This is a genomic window from Nocardioides sp. NPDC054178, assembly GCF_055585005.1.
Genome location: NZ_JBVJKY010000001.1, coordinates 1,364,361 through 1,382,441 on the forward strand (window position 1 = coordinate 1,364,361; position 18,081 = coordinate 1,382,441).

Here is an 18,081-nt window from a genome sequence, read left to right on the forward strand (position 1 = left end):
GCGGGGTTCAGCTCGGGGCGTTGATCATGAAGTTCGCCGCATGCTCGACGTACGCCCAGAACTGCGCGTCCTGCTCGGGGGTGAGCCCGGCGGCGTCGAGACCTTCGCGGAAGTGCTGGAGCCAGCGGTCACGGGCCTCCGAGGTGACCTCGAACGGGGCGTGACGCATCCGCAGCCGCGGGTGGCCGCGCTGCTCGGAGTAGGTCGTCGGGCCGCCCCAGTACTGAGCCAGGAAGAGCGTCAGCCGCTCCTGCGCCGGACCGAGATCCTCCTCGGGATACATCGGCCGCATCAGCTCGTCGGTCGCCACGCCCTCGTAGAACTTGGCCACGATCGTGCGGATCGTGTCCATCCCGCCGATCTCCTCATAAAACGTCACTGAGCCATTCTTCCACGCGCGTCCGCGCTCGCCTCCCGTGGCAGGATCGGGGCGTACGCACTCACACGAACTTTGGGAGATAACGATGGCCACCACTCGCACTGCCACCACCGTCTGGGAGGGCTCGCTCTTCGAGGGCGCCGGCAAGGTGACGCTGGACTCCTCGGGCCTGGGGACGTACGACGTCACCTGGGTGGCTCGCTCGCAGGAGCCCAGCGGCAAGACCAGCCCCGAGGAGCTCATCGCCGCTGCTCACTCCTCCTGCTTCTCGATGGCCTTCTCCAACGGCCTCGCCGAGAACGGCACCCCGCCGACCAGCCTGGAGACCAGCGCTGAGGTCGAGTTCACCCCCGGCAAGGGCATCACCGGCATCAAGCTGACCACGCGCGGTGTGGTGGAGGGGCTCGACAACGACACCTTCGTCAGCCTCGCCGAGGCCGCCAAGGCCGGCTGCCCGGTCAGCCAGGCGCTCGCCGGCACCACGATCACCCTCGACGCCGCCCTCGCCTGAGATGCGTGATGCCCCGGCTCCGGCCGGGGCATCACTGGTGGGGCGGGTCAGGCCTTGGCCTTCTCCTCCTGGGTGGCGGCAGCCGTCTCCTCGCGGTGCCAGATGACCCGCTGCGGGAACGGCATCTCGATGCCCTCGTAGTCCAGGCGGGCCTTGATCCGCTGGCGCATCTCGCGCGCGATCGCCCACTGCTTGAGCGGCAGCGTCTTGATCAGCACCCGCAGGGTGATGGAGTCGGCGGCCAGTGCCTCGACACCGGTGACCTCGGGCTCCTCGATGATCTGGCCCTTGAACTCCTCGTCGACCCACAGGTCGTGGGAGACCTCGCGCAGCACGCGCTGCACCTTGTTGAGGTCCTCGTTGTAGCCGACGCCGACGTCGATGACGGCGCGGGCCCAGTTCTGGCTGTGGTTGCCGACGGTGAGGATCTCCCCGTTGGGGATGTACCAGACCGTGCCGTCGAGCGAGCGCAGCCGGGTGATCCGCAGGGTGACGGCCTCGACGGTGCCGCTGATGTTGTTGACCTCGATGCTGTCACCGACGCCGTACTGGTCCTCGATGATCATGAAGATGCCGGACAGGTAGTCCCGCACCAGCGACTGGGCGCCGAAACCGAGTGCCAGACCGACGATGCCGGCCGAGGCGATGATCGGGGCGATGTTGATGCCGAGCTCGTCCAGGATCATGGTGGCGAAGATCGCGACCAGGACACCGGTGACGACGCTCTTGAGCAGCGATCCGATCGCCTGGGCGCGCTGGCTGCGGCGGGAGCTCGCGTGGATCTCGTCGCCGGGTTCGTGCAGCTTGGTGATCTTCCCGGCGAGCGTCGGCGCCTCGACGGCGCGGCTGACGACCTTGTCGATCACCCGGTGCAGCACCCAGCGGAGCACGATCGCCAGGACGACCAGGCCGAGGATGCGCAGCGGGATGCCGATCACCCATTCGCCGAGCGTCGACCACGAGACCGAGACCAGAGGGGGATTCGGGGGAATGGACATGGGTTCCAGTATCCAAGGCGTTCAAGGCCCGCGGCCAATCCCCAGGCGGGCATCGACTCCCGCCCCGGGTATCAGGGGCAGAGATGAGAACAGGCACGTACGCCGGTTAGTATCTGCCCCGTGAGCAACCAGATCCTGCGCCGCGCCGGCCTCCTCGGCGCCTCCGCCACCGCCGCCGTCGTCGCCTCTGTTGCTACCGCCGGCCCCGCCAGCGCCGCGGTTCCCGAAGGCTGGCCGGTCGCCGAGGCCATGACCGCCTCCGGTCTGCTCCTGCTCATCCTGCTCATCCCGGTGATCCTGATGGTGGTCATCTCCCTGCTGGTGCTCCTGCCGGGTGTGTTCCGCGGCGAGGGGCTGCTGCCCAAGCCCCACAAGGCCGAGGACGACAACCTCCCCGCCACGACCCACTGACCCTCGCCGTCTCTCAGGTCAGGACGGCCAGCTGCTGGGTCGCCCGCGTCATCGCGACGTAGCGGTCCACGGCACCCTCGATCCCGGTCCCGTACGTCTCGGGGCGGATGAGGACGACCAGGTCGAACTCGAGCCCCTTGGCGTGAACGGGGCTCAGACGGCGTACGCGGCCTTCGTCGGTATCGGGTGAACCGCTCGCGATGACGCAGGCGATGCCCTCCTCGTTCTCGGCGAGCCAGGTGTCCAGGATCACGTCGAGATCCGCGACGGAGCCGTGCACGACCGGGATGCCGGAGGCGCGGATCGACGTCGGCACGTTGGCGTCGGGGAGCGCCGCGCGGATGACCGGCTCGGCCTCGGTCATCACCTCCTCGGGCGTGCGGTAGTTGATGCTGAGGCCGGCCATCTCGATCCGGTCCAGGCCGACGCGCTCGAGCCGTTCCTGCCACGACTCGGTGAACCCGTGGCGCGCCTGTGCCCGGTCGCCCACGATCGTGAAGCTGCGCGAAGGGCAGCGGCTGATGAGCATCTGCCACTCGGCATCGGTCAGCTCCTGCGCCTCGTCGACGACGATGTGCGCGAACGGGCCCGCGTACGGGTCGAGCTCCTCGGTCTCCCGCACCGAGTCGTCCAGGAGCGCGGTGCGCACGTCCTGGCCGCGCAGCATCGACATCACCTTCATCTCGGAGTCGTCGTGGCTGATCAGGTCCGAGACGACCTCGGCCTTCGCCTTCCGGTCGGCGGCTGCCGCAGCCTTCTGGGCGCTCCGGCGCCGAGAGGCGTCGGGGTCGCCGAGCCGGCGGTGGGCGGCGTCGAGCAGCGGCAGGTCCGCATCCGTCCATGCCCGGGCGTCCTCGCGCTGCAGGCGCTTCACCTCCTCGGGCGTGAGCCACGGCGCACACAGCCGCAGGAACGCCGGGACCTCCCACAGGTCGCCCACGATGTCGGCGGGCCGCAGCCTCGGCCAGACCTGCCCGAAGACGTCGAGCAGCCCGGCGTTGTTCTCCAGCGAGGTGCGCAGGGCGTCGGTGGCGTCCTCGTCGACCAGCCCGTACGCGTCGAACTCGTCCTCGTCCGGGTCCGGGTCGCCCCAGTCGTCGAGATCGGCGTCGTAGTCGCGGTCGGGGTCGGCTCCGGCGTTCGCCTGGATCCGGTCGGTCACGATCCTCAGCAGCGCGTCCCAGACCTGGTCGCGAGCGTCGTTGTGCGGCGTACCCTGCTCGGCCGCGGCGATCGCCTCGGCCCAGTCGCCGGTGCTGATCACCGCGTCGCCGTAGGGGGTCTCGACCAGCGTCGGCTTCGACGGGGGCTTCTCGTAGAGCGCGACCGCCGGCTCGATCGCCGCGACCATCCTGGCGTCGGCCTTGAGCCGGGCGACCTCCGTGTCGGTCTCGGGCGCCAACGAGGCGCCCTCGGGCACCATCCTCCGCAGCGTGGTGGTGCGGACGCCCTCCTCGCCCAGGCTCGGCAGCACGTCGGCGACGTAGGAGAGGTAGGGCTCGTGCGGTCCCACGAACAGCACCCCGCCTTTGCCCTCGCCCAGGCGCGGGTCGGAGTAGAGGAGGTACGCCGTGCGGTGCAGCGCCACCACGGTCTTGCCCGTCCCCGGACCGCCGTCGACGACCAGGGCGCCCCGCGAGGACGCGCGGACGATGGCGTCCTGGTCGGCCTGGATGGTGCCGAGCACATCGCGCATCCGCGGCGAACGGCTGCTGCCGAGGGTGGCGATGAAGGCCGACTGGTCGTCGAGGGCCGCGTGCCCCTCGAGCCCGTCGGCGGTGAAGACCTCGTCCCAGTAGTCGGTGATCCGCCCGTTGGTCCAGCGGTAGCGGCGCCGGCTCAGCAGGCCGCGCGGGTCGGCATGGGTGGCCGCGAAGAACGGCTCCGCGGCCGGCGAGCGCCAGTCGACCAGCAGCCGGCGCCCGTCGCTGGCGGTCAGTCCGAGCCGCCCGATGTAGATCGTGCTGCCCGACTCCGTGACGATCCGCCCCAGGCACAGGTCCAGGCTGAACCGTCGCAGCATCCGCAGCTGCCCACCGATCCGGTGCACCTCCAGATCGCGGTCCATCGCCTCCTGCCCGTGCCCGCCCGGCCGGCGGCGTACGTCATCGAGCCGTTCGTTCAGCTCGGAGATCTGCTCCTCGAGGCTCTCCGCGATGGCAGCGAAGTGCCGCTCGTCCTCGGCGATCAGTGCCGGGTCCGCCTTGGCGTCGTGACGGCCCGCGAGATCGAATGCTTGCAACGCTGAATCCCCTGTCTGAACAGGCACTTTACCTGTTCGAGGAGGAGATTCTGCCCCAAGCCGGGGGCCTTGCGGCAAGCCCCCATATGCGCTATAAAGTTGTTAGTGGAAGGGAGAGTTTCTCCCTTCCTTTCGTCGTTTTTGGCGCCGAGTCGGCGCATCTTGACCCAAAACCTCGCCGAGTCGGCGCGTTATGACGCGCCGACTCGGCGAGGATGGCGGTCAGGACGCGCCGACTCGGCGGGGACCTACTGCGCGTCGCGCTCCTGAGCCGCGAGGGCGCGGGCGACCTCGTCACGTCCCTCGCGGACGTACCGCTTGGCGGCGGGCTCGGCGGGGGAGGTCTCGAGCCACTTGTCGGCCTTCTCCAGGAGCTCGGGGGAGGCGGCCGGCTTCGGGAAGATGAACTCCAGCACCGTCGAGGCGCGGTGGGTGCCGAGGTGCTCCCAGAGCGTGTCGGCGGCCTCGAAGTAGCGGTCGATGTAGGGCGCCAGCACCTCGTCCTGGCCGCTGCGCTGGAACGAGAGCACGATCGAGCGAGCGGTCTCGTTGGCGACGTCGGTGCGGACGACGACCGACTCCCAGGCGGCCTCCTTGGCCTCCGGGGTCGGCTGCGCGGCGCGGGCGGCAGCGGCCTTCTCCTTGCCGGAGATGGTGTTGTCGCGCTCGAGCTCGGCGGCGATCTCGGCCTCACCGAAGGTGCCGGAGGCGGCCAGGCCGGTGACCAGCGCCCAGCGGAGGTCCTGGTCGATGTCGAGACCGTCGAAGGCCAGGTCGCCGGAGAGCAGCCCCTGGAGGTCGGCGATCGCGGCCTCGGAGCGGGCTGCCGAGGCGTACGTCCGGGCGAAGGTCAGCTGGTGGTCGCTGTTCGGCGCGGCGGCCGCCAGCAGCTCCCGGAGCCCGCTCTCCCAGCGCGCCTTGAGGGCGTCGCGGTTGGCCGGGGCGGAGAACGAGTTGACCGCCTGCGCGGCGAAGACCGGGATCCGGGTGACGCCCCAGGCGTCGGTCTCCTGGCCGATGTTGGCGAGCACGAGCTCGACGAAGTCGCTTGCCCGCATCTCGGCGTCGCGGGTCATGTCCCAGGCAGCGCCCCAGATCAGCGCGCGCGAGAGCGAGTCGTCCAGCGCCGACAGCGACGACAGCGCGGTGGCCAGCGAGCGCTCGTCGAGCCGGATCTTGGCGTACGTCAGGTCGCCCTCGTTGAGCAGCAGCAGGTCGGGCTGCTTGACGCCCTCGAGCTGCGGAACCGAGGTCAGCTCACCGGTGACGTCGATCTCGAACGCGTCGCGGCGCACCAGCGCGCCGTCGATCAGGTCGTAGAGGCCGAGGCCGATGCGGTGGCGACGGAGCGTCGGGTAGTCGGCAGCGGCCGACTGGCGCACCGCGAAGGAGGCGTACGAACCGTCCTCGGCGAGGGTGAACTCGGGCGCGAGGGTGTTGACGCCGGCGGTCTGCAGCCACTCCTGGGCCCAGCCCTGGAGCTCACGGCCGGAGGCGGCCTCGAGGTGGCGCAGCAGGTCCTTGAACTCGGAGTTCCCGTAGGCGAACTCCTTGAAGTAGGCCTTCAGGCCCTCCAGGAACGGCTCCAGCCCGACCCACGCCACCAGCTGCTTCAGGACCGAGGCGCCCTTGGCGTAGGTGATCATGTCGAAGTTGACCTCGACGGCCTGCAGGTCGTAGTTGTCCGCGGCGATCGGGTGCGTGGTGGGCAGCTGGTCCTGGCGGTAGCCGGTCTGCTTGCGCGCGTTGGTGAACCCGGTCCAGGCGTCGGTGAACTCGGTCGCGTTGGCCTGGGCGTGGTAGCAGGCCCACTCGGCGAACGACTCGTTGAGCCAGAGGTCGTCCCACCACTTCATGGTGACCAGGTCGCCGAACCACATGTGCGCCATCTCGTGCAGGATCACCGAGGCGCGGAAGTCGTAGAAGGAGCGCGGCTGCTTGGAGCGCGGCAGGTATTCGTCGCGCAGCGTCACGGCGCCGGCGTTCTCCATCGCGCCCATGTTGTACTCCGGCACGTAGAGCTGGTCGTACTTCCCGAAGGGGTAGGGGAAGTCGAAGGCGTCCTCGAAGAACTCGAAGCCCTGCTTGGTGATCTTCACGACCTCGTCGCGGTCGAGGTAGGGGACCAGGGACTGGCGGCAGTAGTGGCCCAGCGGGATCGTGCCGAACTTGCCCTCGTAGACGTCCTGGACCTCGTGGTACTCACCGGCGATCAGCGCGGTGATGTAGGTCGACATCTTCTTGGTGGGCTCGAAGTCCCAGGTCGCGCGGCCGTCGCCCAGCGGCTTCGGCTCGGGCGTGACCGCGTTGGAGACGACCTTCCAGCCCTCGGGAGCGGTCACGTGGAAGGTGAAGACGGACTTGAGGTCGGGCTGCTCGAACGTGGTGTAGACGCGGCGCGCGTCGGGCACCTCGAACTGGGAGTAGAGGTAGACGCGGTCGTCGGCGGGGTCGACGAAGCGGTGCAGACCCTCGCCGGTGTGGGAGTAGGTGCAGTCGGCCTTGACGACCAGCACGTTCTCGGCCGCGAGACCGTCCAGCTGGATCCGGGAGTCCTGGTACGCCACCGCGGGGTCGAGCGCCACGCCGTTGAGCGTGATCTCGTGGACCGTCGCACCGACCAGATCGGCGAAGGTCGAGGCGCCGGCCTCGGTGGAGGTGAAGGTGATCGTCGTCGTCGAGCCGAACGTCTCAGCACCCGTGGTGAGGTCGAGATCGATGTCGTACGAGAGGACGTCGAGGAGTGCGGCCCTAGCGGTGGCTTCGGCGCGCGTCAGATTGGTTCCAGGCATGCCTGGATCCTCTCATTCTGCCCGGAATTCGAGACATTTATATCGGCGTTGTTGCCCGTTCTTGGGAGTCGCTGAGCGTGGAAAGTAAAAATACAGTGTTGTAATTCCGACACACCGGTATCAATGGTTGACAACTTTCTCTAGGGTGCTCATGTGCCCCTCAAGTCACAGGAACATCAGTATTCACAGAAGCCGCGCCGGGTGGGGAAGCCTGGCGGGGCGCTGCGCCGGACCTTGGTCACCGGCGCGGTTCTGCTGCTCGTCGGCCTCGGTGTGCAAGTCATCCCCAAGCTGGCATCACCGGCGCACGCGGGCTCCATCACGCTCTGCTCCGGGTTCTCGGACTGTCGCAGCAAGGGCTACTCCACCGCCGGCTACGAAAGTGCCTGGGGAAGCATGTACTGGCGCATGTACGCCGGCCGGAACTGCACGAACTACGTCGCGTACAAGCTGATCCAGACCGGACTGCCGAACGCCCGCCCCTGGTCGGGCGAGGGCAACGCGACCAACTGGGGCGTTGCGCTGAGCAGGCTGACGAACCGGACGCCGACCGTCGGCTCGGTCGCCTGGTGGCACTCCTCGCACCCGAGCGCGAGCCGCTTCGGGCACGTCGCCATCGTCGAGAAGGTCGGCGCGGACACGATCACGATCTCGGAGTCCAACTACGGCAGCGACATCAGCTGGCGCCGGATCGGCAAGGACTCGGTGAACTACCCGACCGGGTTCATCCACATCAACGACAAGGGGACGCCGTCGACGAAGCGCCTCTCGGTCACCAAGCGGCCCACGGTCGAGGGCACGGCGCAGGTCGGCAGGGCGGTCACCGTCAACACCGGCTCGTGGAGCCCGAACCCGAACAAGATCCGCTACCAGTGGATCGTGAACAAGAAGCCGATCCCGGGTGCGACCAACAAGACCTTCCGCATCCCCGGCCACCTCGCCGGCAAGCAGATCGCGGCGGTGCTCACCGGCACCCGCCGGGACTACAGCGGGGCCAAGACAATGAGCGAGATCCTGCCGCCGATCAAGCAGGGCACGTTCAAGGTCCTGGCGCAGCCGAAGATCACCGGCACCCAGAAGGTCGGCTCGACGGTCGCCGTCGGCGGAGCGGACTACGAGCCGTCGGCCAAGATCGGCGAGGTCAGGTGGTACGCCGACAAGACCCTGATCGCCCGCAGCAAGTCACGCTTCCTCAAGGTGCCCGCAACGGCCTCCGGGAAGAGGATCGGTGCCGTGGTCGTCGGTGTCCAGGAGGGCTACCGTCCGAAGCAGTCGTACGCCTTCGCCGACACCCTCGTCGGTGGCGGCAAGGCCCCGCAGCAGCCGGCGGAGCCGCCGAGCGGCGGCGAGCTGTCGCAGACCGCGGCCGGCTTCGTGAAGGGCGGCACCCGCCTCGGCGGCCTGATGCAGGTCGACCCGGGCAGCTTCAGCGAGGCGGTCGACCTCTCCTACCAGTGGACGCGGGAAGGCACGCCGATCTCGGGCGCGACGACCGAGAAGTACCGTCCGACCGAGGCCGACGTCAGCCACCGCCTCAGCGTCACCGTGGTCGCCCGCTCCAGCGACGGCCAGACGCTCAGCAAGACGTACGGCCCCAGTGGCCGGGTCCGCGTCAAGCCGAGCGTCAAGGTCGCCGCAACGGGTGGTTCCGGTCAGGCGGAGGTGGCCGTCAAGGTCACCGCGCCGGGCTATGCGCCGACCGGGACGGTCAAGATCACGACCAACGGCGGGCGTACGGTCACCAAGTCGCTCAGCGGCGGGGCGGCGGGTGTCACGTTCGTCAAGCTCCCCGCAGGTGAGTACGCGGTCACTGCTGCCTACAGCGGCGACGCGGTCGCCTACTGGGCCAGCGGGGGAGCCTTCACCACCGTCAGGTGACACCTGTCCGGCAACGAGTGTGGGCCGGAGCGAAACGTTCGCTCCGGCCCACACTGCTGTGCTGCGCGCGTCAGGCGCCGATGGCGATGACGGGCTTCTTGGTGGGGTCGAGAAGGCTGAAGTACTCCTTCATCATCCAGCGCGGGACGCTGACGCAACCGCCGGTCGCACCGGAGCCGTTGACGTGCAGGAAGATCCCGGCGCCGCGGTAGCGGACGGGGTTGTCGTAGTTGTACTTGATGACGACCGCGTACTCGTACTGCGTCGGGTAGGCCGCCAACCGCTCGGAGCTGTTCACGTCGCTGGTGGGGAGCGAGTAACGGAAGCCGCCCTGGGACTTGAGGCGGTAGCGGTTGTAGTAGGCCGAGTTGTTGTCCTGGACCCAGTAGGACTCGCTGGTGATCTTGGTGTGGCTCAGCTTCTGGGTGCTCGCCTTGGCGTGGGTGCCGAAGGTGGACATCAGGCTGAAGGTGCCCATCGGGGTGGTGCTGGTGCCCTGCTTGCGCTGGTCGCGGGGGACGAGCCCGCCGGAGCCGATGCGCCCCTTGGTGGTCATGAACTTCTGGGTCCACGTGCCGTCGGTCTTCACCCAGAATCGGACGTTGGCGTACGTCCCGGACGAGCGGTTGACGGTGACGACCTGCGTGCCGCCGTAGGGCACCGAGACCGAGACGCCGTCGAGGACCACCGTGGTGGCGGCGCCTGCGTTCGAGGGCAGCAGGGAGAACATGGCAGCGGCGGTCGCAACGACAGCGACGACACCGCCGATCAGACCTGTTCTCCGGTTGATCGAGAGTCTCACGAGACCTCTCTCCTTTGTGGGGATGAATCCGATCCGAGCGATCGGACCGCGGAAGCCTAGTGGGGTATGAAAGGGCTTACCTGCGGGTAGCGGTAACAAGTCCGAAACAAAGGCCGCTGCGGTCGCCGAGGCTCGGTGGTCAGGGCGTGGGCGGCGTACGAACCGCCGTGAACGTGGGGCGGAACAGATCCTTCGGAGCGGTGGTTGAGTGTCGATATGACGCAGACCACCCCCGCTTCCGAGAAGACCTCCGCCGACTTCTGGTTCGACCCCGCCTGTCCGTTCGCCTGGATCACCTCGCGCTGGATCCTCGAGGTGGAGAAGGTGCGTGACGTCGAGGTGACCTGGCACATCATGAGCCTGGCGTACCTCAACCAGGACAAGGACATCCCGGAGGACTACCGGAAGATGCTCGCGACCGCGTGGGGCCCGGTGCGGGTCTGCATGGCGGTCCAGAACGAGTACGGGCAGGAGAAGCTCGCCGAGATCTACACCGCGCTCGGCACCCGCCGCCACGTGGAGAAGAAGGACTTCACCCGCGAGGTCATCGAGGAGGCGCTGGCCTCGGTCGGGCTGCCCGTCGAGCTGGCCGACGCGATGGACGACTCCGGGTACGACGAGGCCATCGCGAAGTCCCACCACGAGGGTATGGACCAGGTCGGCAACGACGTCGGCACCCCGACGATCGCGATGAACGGCTCGGCCTTCTTCGGACCGGTCATCTCCAAGGCGCCGAAGGGCGAGGAGGCCGGCAAGCTCTGGGACGGGTTCCAGCTGATCACCGCCTACCCCTACGTCTACGAGCTCAAGCGGGCCCGGGTCCACGACCTCGACTTCAGCTGAGTGGCTGAGTCCTGACCAGCAGGAATTTGGCGGTGACGCCGAGGTCGAGCAGTCGTACGTTGGCAGGGTGACTACTTCAGACGAGGCAGGAATCCTCTCGCGGGCACTCGACCAGACCGGCGACCTGCTCGACCGGGTGCACGCCGAGACCGTCTCGCGGCCGACGCCGTGCGAGCAGTGGGACGTCGGCGCGCTGGCCGACCACGTGATCGCCGACGGGACCAACTTCGTCACGATGCTTCGCGGCGGGGAGCCCGACTGGGGCGCGCCGGCGCCGCACGTCAGCGAGGGCTGGGGGCCGAGGTTCAAGGTCGGTGCCGACGACGTGCTCCACGCGTGGGACCAGGGTCCCGGCGCCGACGGCTGGGAGGGCGGCGCGTCGGTGCCGGTCGGCCTGCTCGTCGCGGAGTACGCCACCCACTCCTGGGACCTCGCGCAGGCGCTCGGCGTCCCGTCCTCCGCGCTCGACCCGGAGGTCGCCGAGGTCGGACTGGCCTTCATGAAGGCGACCCTGAAGCCGGAGATGCGCACGGGTGCGTTCGACGCCGAGGTGGCGGCGCCCGAGGGCGCCGGGGCGTACGAGCGGCTGGCTGCTTTCGCGGGACGAAGGCTCGCCTGAGACCATGGGCGTGTGGTTGACCAGATGGGAGTGTTCGCGCTCCAGCGCGCACTGACGCAGGCAGCAGAGCTTCTCGATACCGTCACGGCGGACGACCTGACCCGGCCGACACCGTGTCCGGAGTGGGATCTGCGCAAGCTGGCCAACCACATGATCGCCCAGCCCCGCGTCTTCGTGACGATGCTCCAGGGCTCGCCGCCGGGATGGGACGGGCGCGAGGACTACGCGGTCAACCTGGGCGAGGAGCTGCGCACCCGGGGCAACGCGCTGATCAACCTGTGGCGCGAGGTCGGCGCCGACGACATGGTGATGGTCGACCCCGACTGGCAGTCGGCCGAGATCGCGGTCCACACCTGGGACCTGTGCGCGGCGCTCGGACGGACGACCGACGGCCTCGACGACGCGGTCGCCCAGCGGGCCGTCGTCGCGATGGACCGCATCCTCGGGCCCGAGCGCAAGGGGCGGGCCTTCGCCAACGCGCTCGCGGCGCCGGAGGGGTCGGGTGCCTACGAGCACCTGGCGGCGTACGCCGGACGGCCGGTGCCGTTCGTGCCGACCCCGTCGCACTAGTCACAGAAGTCCCAAACGACACACCGAACACATGCGTTTGCGGCATGTCGGGCCCTTGATTCTTCAAAATCAAGGGTATGGCCAGCTTCCCCCGCGTCATCACCGTGACCCTGACCGCTGTCGTTGTCGGCGCGTCGATGCTCGTTCCGGCCATCGGCTCGGCGATCGATCCGGCAGCAGCGGAGGGCAGCAAGCTGATCAAGCTGCCGCGGCTGGAGGACGGCATCGCCACCCGTGACGTGAAGCTGCCGCCGCGGCTGACCGAGCGGTCCGCGGACGCGGCCTCGACGGAGAAGCTGAACACGACGACGTTCTCGATGGTCGGGGTCTCCTGGACCGGAGCCGAGACGCCCCAGGTCGAGGTGCGGGTGAGCAAGTCGGACCAGTGGCGCAAGTGGCAGGAGCTGCCGCTGCAGCAGGACCTGCCCGACGGCGCCGAGGAGGCCGTGGCCGCCCGCGGCAAGGTCGAGCGCCGGGGCACCCAGCCGGTGTGGACCGGCCGGGCCAGCGGCGTACAGGTGCGGGTCCAGGGGGCGCAGCCCAAGGACCTGAAGCTGACCCTGATCAACACCGGGCCGCAGGAGGACGTGAAGGCTCCGAAGCGGGAGGCCGACGACATCGGCTACGGCAGCGCCTCCGGCGACAGCGGCGCCAACGGCCGGGTCGCGCGCTCGCGTCCGCGGTCGGCGCCGAAGCCGGTGATCTTCACCCGGTCGCAGTGGGGCGCCAACAACTCCTGGCGCAACGGCCGCCCGGAGTACAACAGCTCGCTGAAACAGGTCCACATCCACCACACCGCCACGAGCAACAACTACTCCAAGGGCGACGTGCCGGGGATCATCCGCGGCATCTACAGCTATCACACCAGGTCACTGGGGTGGTTCGACATCGCCTACAACTTCCTCATCGACAAGTACGGCCGCGCCTGGGAGGGTCGCTCCGGCGGCATCGACAGGCTCGTCAAGGGCGCCCACACGCGTGGCTTCAACCACCAGTCGATGGGCATCGCCCTGATCGGCAACTTCGAGAACGTACGTCCCTCCGACGACGCCCTCATCAAGACCGAGCGGATGGCGGCCTGGAAGCTCGACCTGGCCGGCCGCGACGCGCGCAGCACGCTCGAGACGATCTCCCAGGGCAGCGACCGGTTCCCGGCCGGCCGGCGGGTCCGGGTCTGGGTCATCGACGGCCACTTCCACACCAACGAGACCTCCTGCCCGGGCGCCCAGCTCGCCAAGTGGCTGCCGTGGATCCGGAAGTACGCCTACAAGCGCGACCAGATGTTCAACTGAGGCGTCGGCCGCTGCTGGCCCGTCGAATCAAACCTATGGCGTCCGCTCACTAGGATGCTGCCCATGAGCAATGTTCTGTCCGCAGTCGCCTGGCCGTACGCAAACGGCCCGCGCCACATCGGCCATGTCGCCGGTTTCGGCGTGCCCTCCGACGTCTTCAGTCGGTACATGCGGATGGCGGGCCACGACGTGCTCATGGTCTCCGGCTCCGACGAGCACGGCACCCCGATCCTGATCGCTGCCGACGAGGCCGGGGTGACGCCCCAGGAGCTCGTCGACAAGAACCACCGGATCATCGTCGAGGACCTGACCTCGCTCGGCCTGACGTACGACCTCTACACCCGCACCACCTCGGCCAACCACCACTCAGTGGTGCAGGAGCTGTTCCTCGGGGTCTACAACAACGGCTACTTCGTCGAGCAGACCTCCAAGGGCGCGATCTCGCCGTCGACCGGCCGCACGCTGCCCGACCGCTACATCGAGGGCACCTGCCCGATCTGTGGGGCCGACGGCGCCCGCGGTGACCAGTGCGACAACTGTGGCAACCAGCTCGATCCCGACCAGCTGATCAACCCGGTCTCCAAGATCAACGGCGAGACCCCCGAGTTCGTCGAGACCCAGCACTTCTTCCTCGACCTGCCCGCGCTGGCCGACGCGCTGCACGCGTTCCTCGACGACCGTGAGCAGACCGGCCTGTGGCGCCCCAACGTCATCCGGTTCAGCCAGAACATCCTCAAGGAGATCCGCCCGCGCGCGATGACGCGCGACATCGACTGGGGCATCAAGGTGCCGCTCGACGGCTGGCGCGAGAACCCGACCAAGCGGATGTACGTCTGGTTCGACGCGGTCATCGGCTACCTGTCCGCCTCGATCGAGTGGGCCCGTCGCTCCGGCAACCCCGAGGCGTGGCGCGACTGGTGGAACGACCCGGAGGCCCTGTCGTACTACTTCATGGGCAAGGACAACATCGTCTTCCACTCCCAGATCTGGCCGGCCGAGCTGATCGCCTACAACGGTCAGGGGTCGAAGGGCGGCCAGCCCGGCTCCTACGACGTGCTGAACCTGCCGACCGAGGTCGTCTCCAGCGAGTACCTGACGATGGAGGGCAAGAAGTTCTCCTCCTCGAAGAAGATCGTGATCTACGTGCGCGACCTCCTCTCGCGCTACCAGCCCGACGCGTTCCGCTACTTCGTGGCCGCCGCCGGCCCCGAGTCGAACGACTCCGACTTCACCTGGGCGGAGTTCGTGCGGCGTACGAACGACGAGCTGGTCGCCGGCTGGGGCAACCTGGTCAACCGCACCGCCACCCTGATCGCGAAGAACTTCGGCGAGCTGCCCGCTGCCGGGACGCTGACCGAGGCCGACGAGACGATCCTGTCCACGGTCGAGGCGGCCTTCGGCACCGTCGGCGACCTGATCGGCCGCCACCGTCAGAAGCAGGCGATCGGCGAGGCGATGCGTGCGGTCGGCGAGGTCAACAAGTACGTCACCGACCTGGAGCCGTGGAAGCTCGCCAAGGCCCCGGAGGACCGCGAGCGCCTCGGCACCGTGCTGCACGTGATGGCGCAGTGCGTCGCCGACCTCAACCTGATCCTGTCGCCGTTCCTGCCGTTCTCCGCCAACGAGATCGACAAGGCCCTCGGCGGCAAGGGCGAGGTCGCCCCGATGCCCCGCATCGAGGAGGTCGAGGACCTCGACACCGGCAAGCCCTACCCGATCATCACCGGCGACTACTCCGGCGCGCCCACCTGGGGGCGCCACCCGATCGTCGTCGGCACGCCGGTGGCCAAGCCCACCCCGGTCTTCCAGAAGCTGGATCCCGCGGTCATCGACGAGGAGCTCGACAGGCTGGGCATCAAGCCGGAGTAATCGGTTGGATCCGGCCCCGTGTGGCTGGGACGATTCGGCGCATGATCGCACTGCTCGGCGACGACCGGGGGCACCGTAGCCACCAGGAGCTCAACGCGCTTCGGCCGCAGCTGGCCGAGCTCGGGGTCGAGACGGAGTGGGTGCCGACCGACTCCGGGTTCAATGTCTCGGCCTACGACGGGGTCTGGCTCGTGCCCGGTTCGCCCTATGCCGATGACGCCGCGGTTCTCGCTGCGCTCACGGTCGTGCGGGAGCGGGGGATCCCGTTCCTCGGGGTGTGTGGTGGGATGCAGTACGCGGTGCTGGAATGGACCCGCAACGTACTCGGCTCCGCGGCGACCCACGCGGAGTCGGACGGCGCGGGAGAGGACAACGCCGTGGCCCCGCTGGCCTGCTCGCTCTACGGCGAGGAGCGGCTGGTGACCCCCGTCCCCGGCACCCGCTTCGAAGGCTGGCAGCCGGAACCGTTCGTCGGGATGCACTTCTGCAACTACGCGCCGACCGCCGACGCCGTCGCGGCGCTGGAGAAGATCGGTGTCGTCGTCGGCGCCACCGCGGACGACGCCGGCGCGGAGGTCCTGGAGTTCCCGGACCACCCGTTCTACGTCACCAGCATGTTCCAGCCCCACATCGGCGCCCTCGCCGGGGCGCCGGTCCACCCGCTCGTGCGCGCGTTCGTCGAGGCTGTGGGCTAGCTGACGGCGGCGGCGTAGCGCTTCGCGAGCACGTCGAGGTGGTCGCGGAGCTCCGGGGGCGACTCGACGGTGAAGTCGATGCCGAGCATGCCGATCCAGACGGCCACGACCTCGAGGCTGTCACCGCCGGTGACCAGGACGCTGCGGTCGGGGGCGATCGGCTCGACGGTGCCGACGGCGGGGTTGATGCGGGAGATGACCTCCTCGGCGGAGGCGGCGATGACCAGGCGGGCGTGGACGGCCCAGCCCGTGCGGGCGACCTCGCGGACGACGAACTCGGTGAGATCGAACCCTGGGTCAGCGGGACGGAACGGACGCCCACCGGGGACCTTGAGCCGCAGCCAGTCGACGCGCAGCGGTTGCCACGAGTCGTCACGCGGGTCGCGGGCGACGAGATACCAGCGGCGCTGCCACGAGACCAGCCGGTAGGGCTCGACCTCGATCGGCTCGTCGCGGTAGTCGGCGCGTACGCCCTGACCGTCCCGGATCGCGGTGGCCAGGGTCTGCAGGGTGCCGGCGTCGACGTCCGGGTCGGGGACGTTGCTGTCGGTGTTGACCGGGCCGGCCTCCATGGCGTCGACCACTGCGGCCAGCTTGCGGCGCAGGTGGTCGGGGAGCACCTGGTCGAGCTTGGCGAGAGCGCGGGCACTCGTCTCGGTCACGCCGGCGATGCCGGTGGCGGCCCGCAGCCCCACGGCCACCGCGACCGCCTCCTCGTCGTCGAGGAGCAGCGGCGGGAGGTTGCCGCCGATGCCGAGCCGGTAGCGCCCGCCCGGGCCACGCACCGACTCCACCGGATAGCCGAGCTCGCGGAGCTTGGTCATGTCGTTGCGTACGGTGCGCTCGGAGACGTCGAGCCGGGTGGCCAGGTCGGCGCCGGTCCAGCCGGCCGAGGACTGCAACAGGCCCAGCAGCGCCAGGAGTCGCGCAGAGGTTTCCAGCACGGACTCAGCGTGCGCCAAAAGAAATTCTGTAGCCAGCGAAATTCCGGAATCAGGCTTGCCGGAACCGTTCATAACGTGGGTCCCACAAGGTCGGAAACCACCAAGGAGAAGTCATGAACACGCAGGTCAACACCGGAATCAGCACCCAGTCCAACGGTCAGATCAGCACCGTCACCGTCGAGTTCCCGCAGGCCGATCTCGACGATCTCCGCACCCGCCTGGACCGCACCCGGTTCGCCCCGGCCGTGCCCGGTGACTCCTGGGACTACGGCACCCCGACGGCCTACCTCGCTGACATGGTCGAGCGCTGGAAGGGCTTCGACTGGCGTGCGGTCGAGGCGCGCATCAACGCCGTGCCCAACCACCTGACCGAGATCGACGGCCAGGTCATCCACTTCGTCCACGTACCGTCCACGAACCCCGACGCCAAGGCGCTCCTGCTCGCCCACACCTACCCGGGCTCGTTCCTGGAGTTCCTGCCGATGGTCGAGTTGCTGACGGATGAGTTCCACCTGGTGATCCCGGACATGCCCGGCTTCGGACTCTCGGCGCCGTTGGTCGACACCGGCTGGACGATGAAGCGGGTGGCCGAGGCGTACGACGTCCTCATGCGCCGGCTGGGCTACGACTCCTACGGCGTGCACGGCAGCGACGGCGGTGCGATGGTCGGCCGCGAGCTGGCCATCCTGAACCCGGAGGGCTTCCTCGGCGCCCACGTGCTGCAGCTCTTCTCGTTCCCGTCGGGCGACCCGAGCGAGTTCGAGGGCTTCGGGCCGAAGGAGTACGCCGCGCTCGAGCACATGCAGTGGTTCCAGTCGGTCGGTGGCTACAACGCCATGAACGGCTCCCGTCCGCAGACCATCGGTGCGGCGCTGGCCGACTCGCCGGTGGGGACGCTGGCCTACAGCGAGCTCTACGAGTCCTTCGGCAACGGCACCTCGCTGGTCACCCCCGAGCAGGTCATCGAGCAGGCGACCTACTACTGGCTCACCAACTCCTACGCCGCGGCCGCGCGCTACCACTACGAGGAAGGGCACGCCGAGCGCGAGCCCGAGGTCTCGCAGGGCCGGATCGGTGTCGCCGTCTTCAAGGACGACTTCCAGACCATCAGGTCGCTGGCCGAGCGGGACAACGCCAACATCCAGCACTGGTCGGAGTTCCCCGAGGGCGGCCACTACGCCGCGCTGGAGCGTCCCGGCGACATCGCCGCCGACCTGCGGGTCTTCTTCGCCTGAC

At 68.8% G+C, this 18,081-nt stretch carries 16 protein-coding genes; 10 read left to right on the forward strand and 6 right to left on the reverse strand.

Annotated elements, in window-relative coordinates; translation table 11 throughout:
- Positions 1-7: 7 nt before the first annotated feature.
- Entirely contained in the window at positions 8-379 is a 372-nt protein-coding gene (locus ACZ6WN_RS06480; RefSeq protein WP_465863468.1) for a globin, read from the reverse strand.
- An 85-nt stretch (positions 380-464) separates the two neighbouring features.
- Between ACZ6WN_RS06480 and ACZ6WN_RS06485 the strand changes: the two genes are divergently transcribed.
- Entirely contained in the window at positions 465-890 is a 426-nt protein-coding gene (locus ACZ6WN_RS06485) for an OsmC family peroxiredoxin (protein ID WP_465863470.1), read from the forward strand.
- Positions 891-937: 47 nt separating this feature from the next.
- Here the strand turns inward: ACZ6WN_RS06485 and ACZ6WN_RS06490 are convergent, their stop codons facing one another.
- Positions 938-1,888 (reverse strand): mechanosensitive ion channel family protein, encoded by a 951-nt coding sequence (locus ACZ6WN_RS06490; protein ID WP_465863471.1) that lies wholly within the window; start codon positions 1,886-1,888, stop codon positions 938-940.
- A 120-nt stretch (positions 1,889-2,008) separates the two neighbouring features.
- Between ACZ6WN_RS06490 and ACZ6WN_RS06495 the strand changes: the two genes are divergently transcribed.
- Complete coding sequence (locus ACZ6WN_RS06495) at positions 2,009-2,299, forward strand: hypothetical protein (protein WP_465863472.1); 291 nt, start codon at positions 2,009-2,011, stop codon at positions 2,297-2,299.
- Positions 2,300-2,312: 13 nt separating this feature from the next.
- Here ACZ6WN_RS06495 and helR read toward each other — a convergent pair whose 3' ends face one another.
- Both helR and pepN read right to left on the reverse strand, forming a co-directional pair.
- On the reverse strand, positions 2,313-4,541 hold the full coding sequence (helR, locus tag ACZ6WN_RS06500; protein WP_465863473.1) for an RNA polymerase recycling motor ATPase HelR: 2,229 nt from the start codon (positions 4,539-4,541) through the stop codon (positions 2,313-2,315).
- A gap of 248 nt (positions 4,542-4,789) precedes the next feature.
- Positions 4,790-7,333 (reverse strand): aminopeptidase N, encoded by a 2,544-nt coding sequence (pepN, locus tag ACZ6WN_RS06505; protein WP_465863475.1) that lies wholly within the window; start codon positions 7,331-7,333, stop codon positions 4,790-4,792.
- Between the two features lie 201 nt (positions 7,334-7,534).
- Here pepN and ACZ6WN_RS06510 point away from each other — a divergent pair, with 201 nt between their 5' ends.
- Entirely contained in the window at positions 7,535-9,211 is a 1,677-nt protein-coding gene (locus ACZ6WN_RS06510; protein WP_465863476.1) for a CHAP domain-containing protein, read from the forward strand.
- 70 nt (positions 9,212-9,281) lie between these two features.
- Here ACZ6WN_RS06510 and ACZ6WN_RS06515 read toward each other — a convergent pair whose 3' ends face one another.
- A complete protein-coding gene (locus ACZ6WN_RS06515) occupies positions 9,282-10,013 on the reverse strand; it encodes a L,D-transpeptidase family protein (RefSeq protein ID WP_465863477.1) in 732 nt (243 codons plus the stop codon).
- 216 nt (positions 10,014-10,229) lie between these two features.
- Here ACZ6WN_RS06515 and ACZ6WN_RS06520 point away from each other — a divergent pair, with 216 nt between their 5' ends.
- From ACZ6WN_RS06520 to ACZ6WN_RS06545, 6 genes are all read left to right on the forward strand, one after another.
- Complete coding sequence (locus ACZ6WN_RS06520) at positions 10,230-10,856, forward strand: mycothiol-dependent nitroreductase Rv2466c family protein (protein ID WP_465863478.1); 627 nt, start codon at positions 10,230-10,232, stop codon at positions 10,854-10,856.
- 67 nt (positions 10,857-10,923) lie between these two features.
- Entirely contained in the window at positions 10,924-11,475 is a 552-nt protein-coding gene (locus ACZ6WN_RS06525; RefSeq protein WP_465863479.1) for a TIGR03086 family metal-binding protein, read from the forward strand.
- Positions 11,476-11,487: 12 nt separating this feature from the next.
- Positions 11,488-12,045, forward strand: coding sequence for a TIGR03086 family metal-binding protein (locus tag ACZ6WN_RS06530; RefSeq protein ID WP_465863481.1), 558 nt, complete (start codon positions 11,488-11,490; stop codon positions 12,043-12,045).
- A gap of 77 nt (positions 12,046-12,122) precedes the next feature.
- Entirely contained in the window at positions 12,123-13,337 is a 1,215-nt protein-coding gene (locus ACZ6WN_RS06535) for a peptidoglycan recognition protein family protein (RefSeq protein ID WP_465863482.1), read from the forward strand.
- Positions 13,338-13,400: 63 nt separating this feature from the next.
- Positions 13,401-15,206 (forward strand): methionine--tRNA ligase, encoded by a 1,806-nt coding sequence (metG, locus tag ACZ6WN_RS06540; protein WP_465863483.1) that lies wholly within the window; start codon positions 13,401-13,403, stop codon positions 15,204-15,206.
- 41 nt (positions 15,207-15,247) lie between these two features.
- On the forward strand, positions 15,248-15,901 hold the full coding sequence (locus ACZ6WN_RS06545; RefSeq protein WP_465863485.1) for a glutamine amidotransferase-related protein: 654 nt from the start codon (positions 15,248-15,250) through the stop codon (positions 15,899-15,901).
- On the opposite strand, the gene ACZ6WN_RS06550 is transcribed toward ACZ6WN_RS06545, so the two are convergent.
- A complete protein-coding gene (locus ACZ6WN_RS06550) occupies positions 15,898-16,845 on the reverse strand; it encodes a helix-turn-helix transcriptional regulator (protein ID WP_465863486.1) in 948 nt (315 codons plus the stop codon). The two genes, ACZ6WN_RS06545 and ACZ6WN_RS06550, sit on opposite strands and share 4 nt — an antisense overlap.
- A gap of 113 nt (positions 16,846-16,958) precedes the next feature.
- On the opposite strand from ACZ6WN_RS06550, the gene ACZ6WN_RS06555 reads away from it, so the two are divergent.
- On the forward strand, positions 16,959-18,080 hold the full coding sequence (locus tag ACZ6WN_RS06555) for an epoxide hydrolase family protein (protein ID WP_465863488.1): 1,122 nt from the start codon (positions 16,959-16,961) through the stop codon (positions 18,078-18,080).
- Position 18,081: the final 1 nt, after the last annotated feature.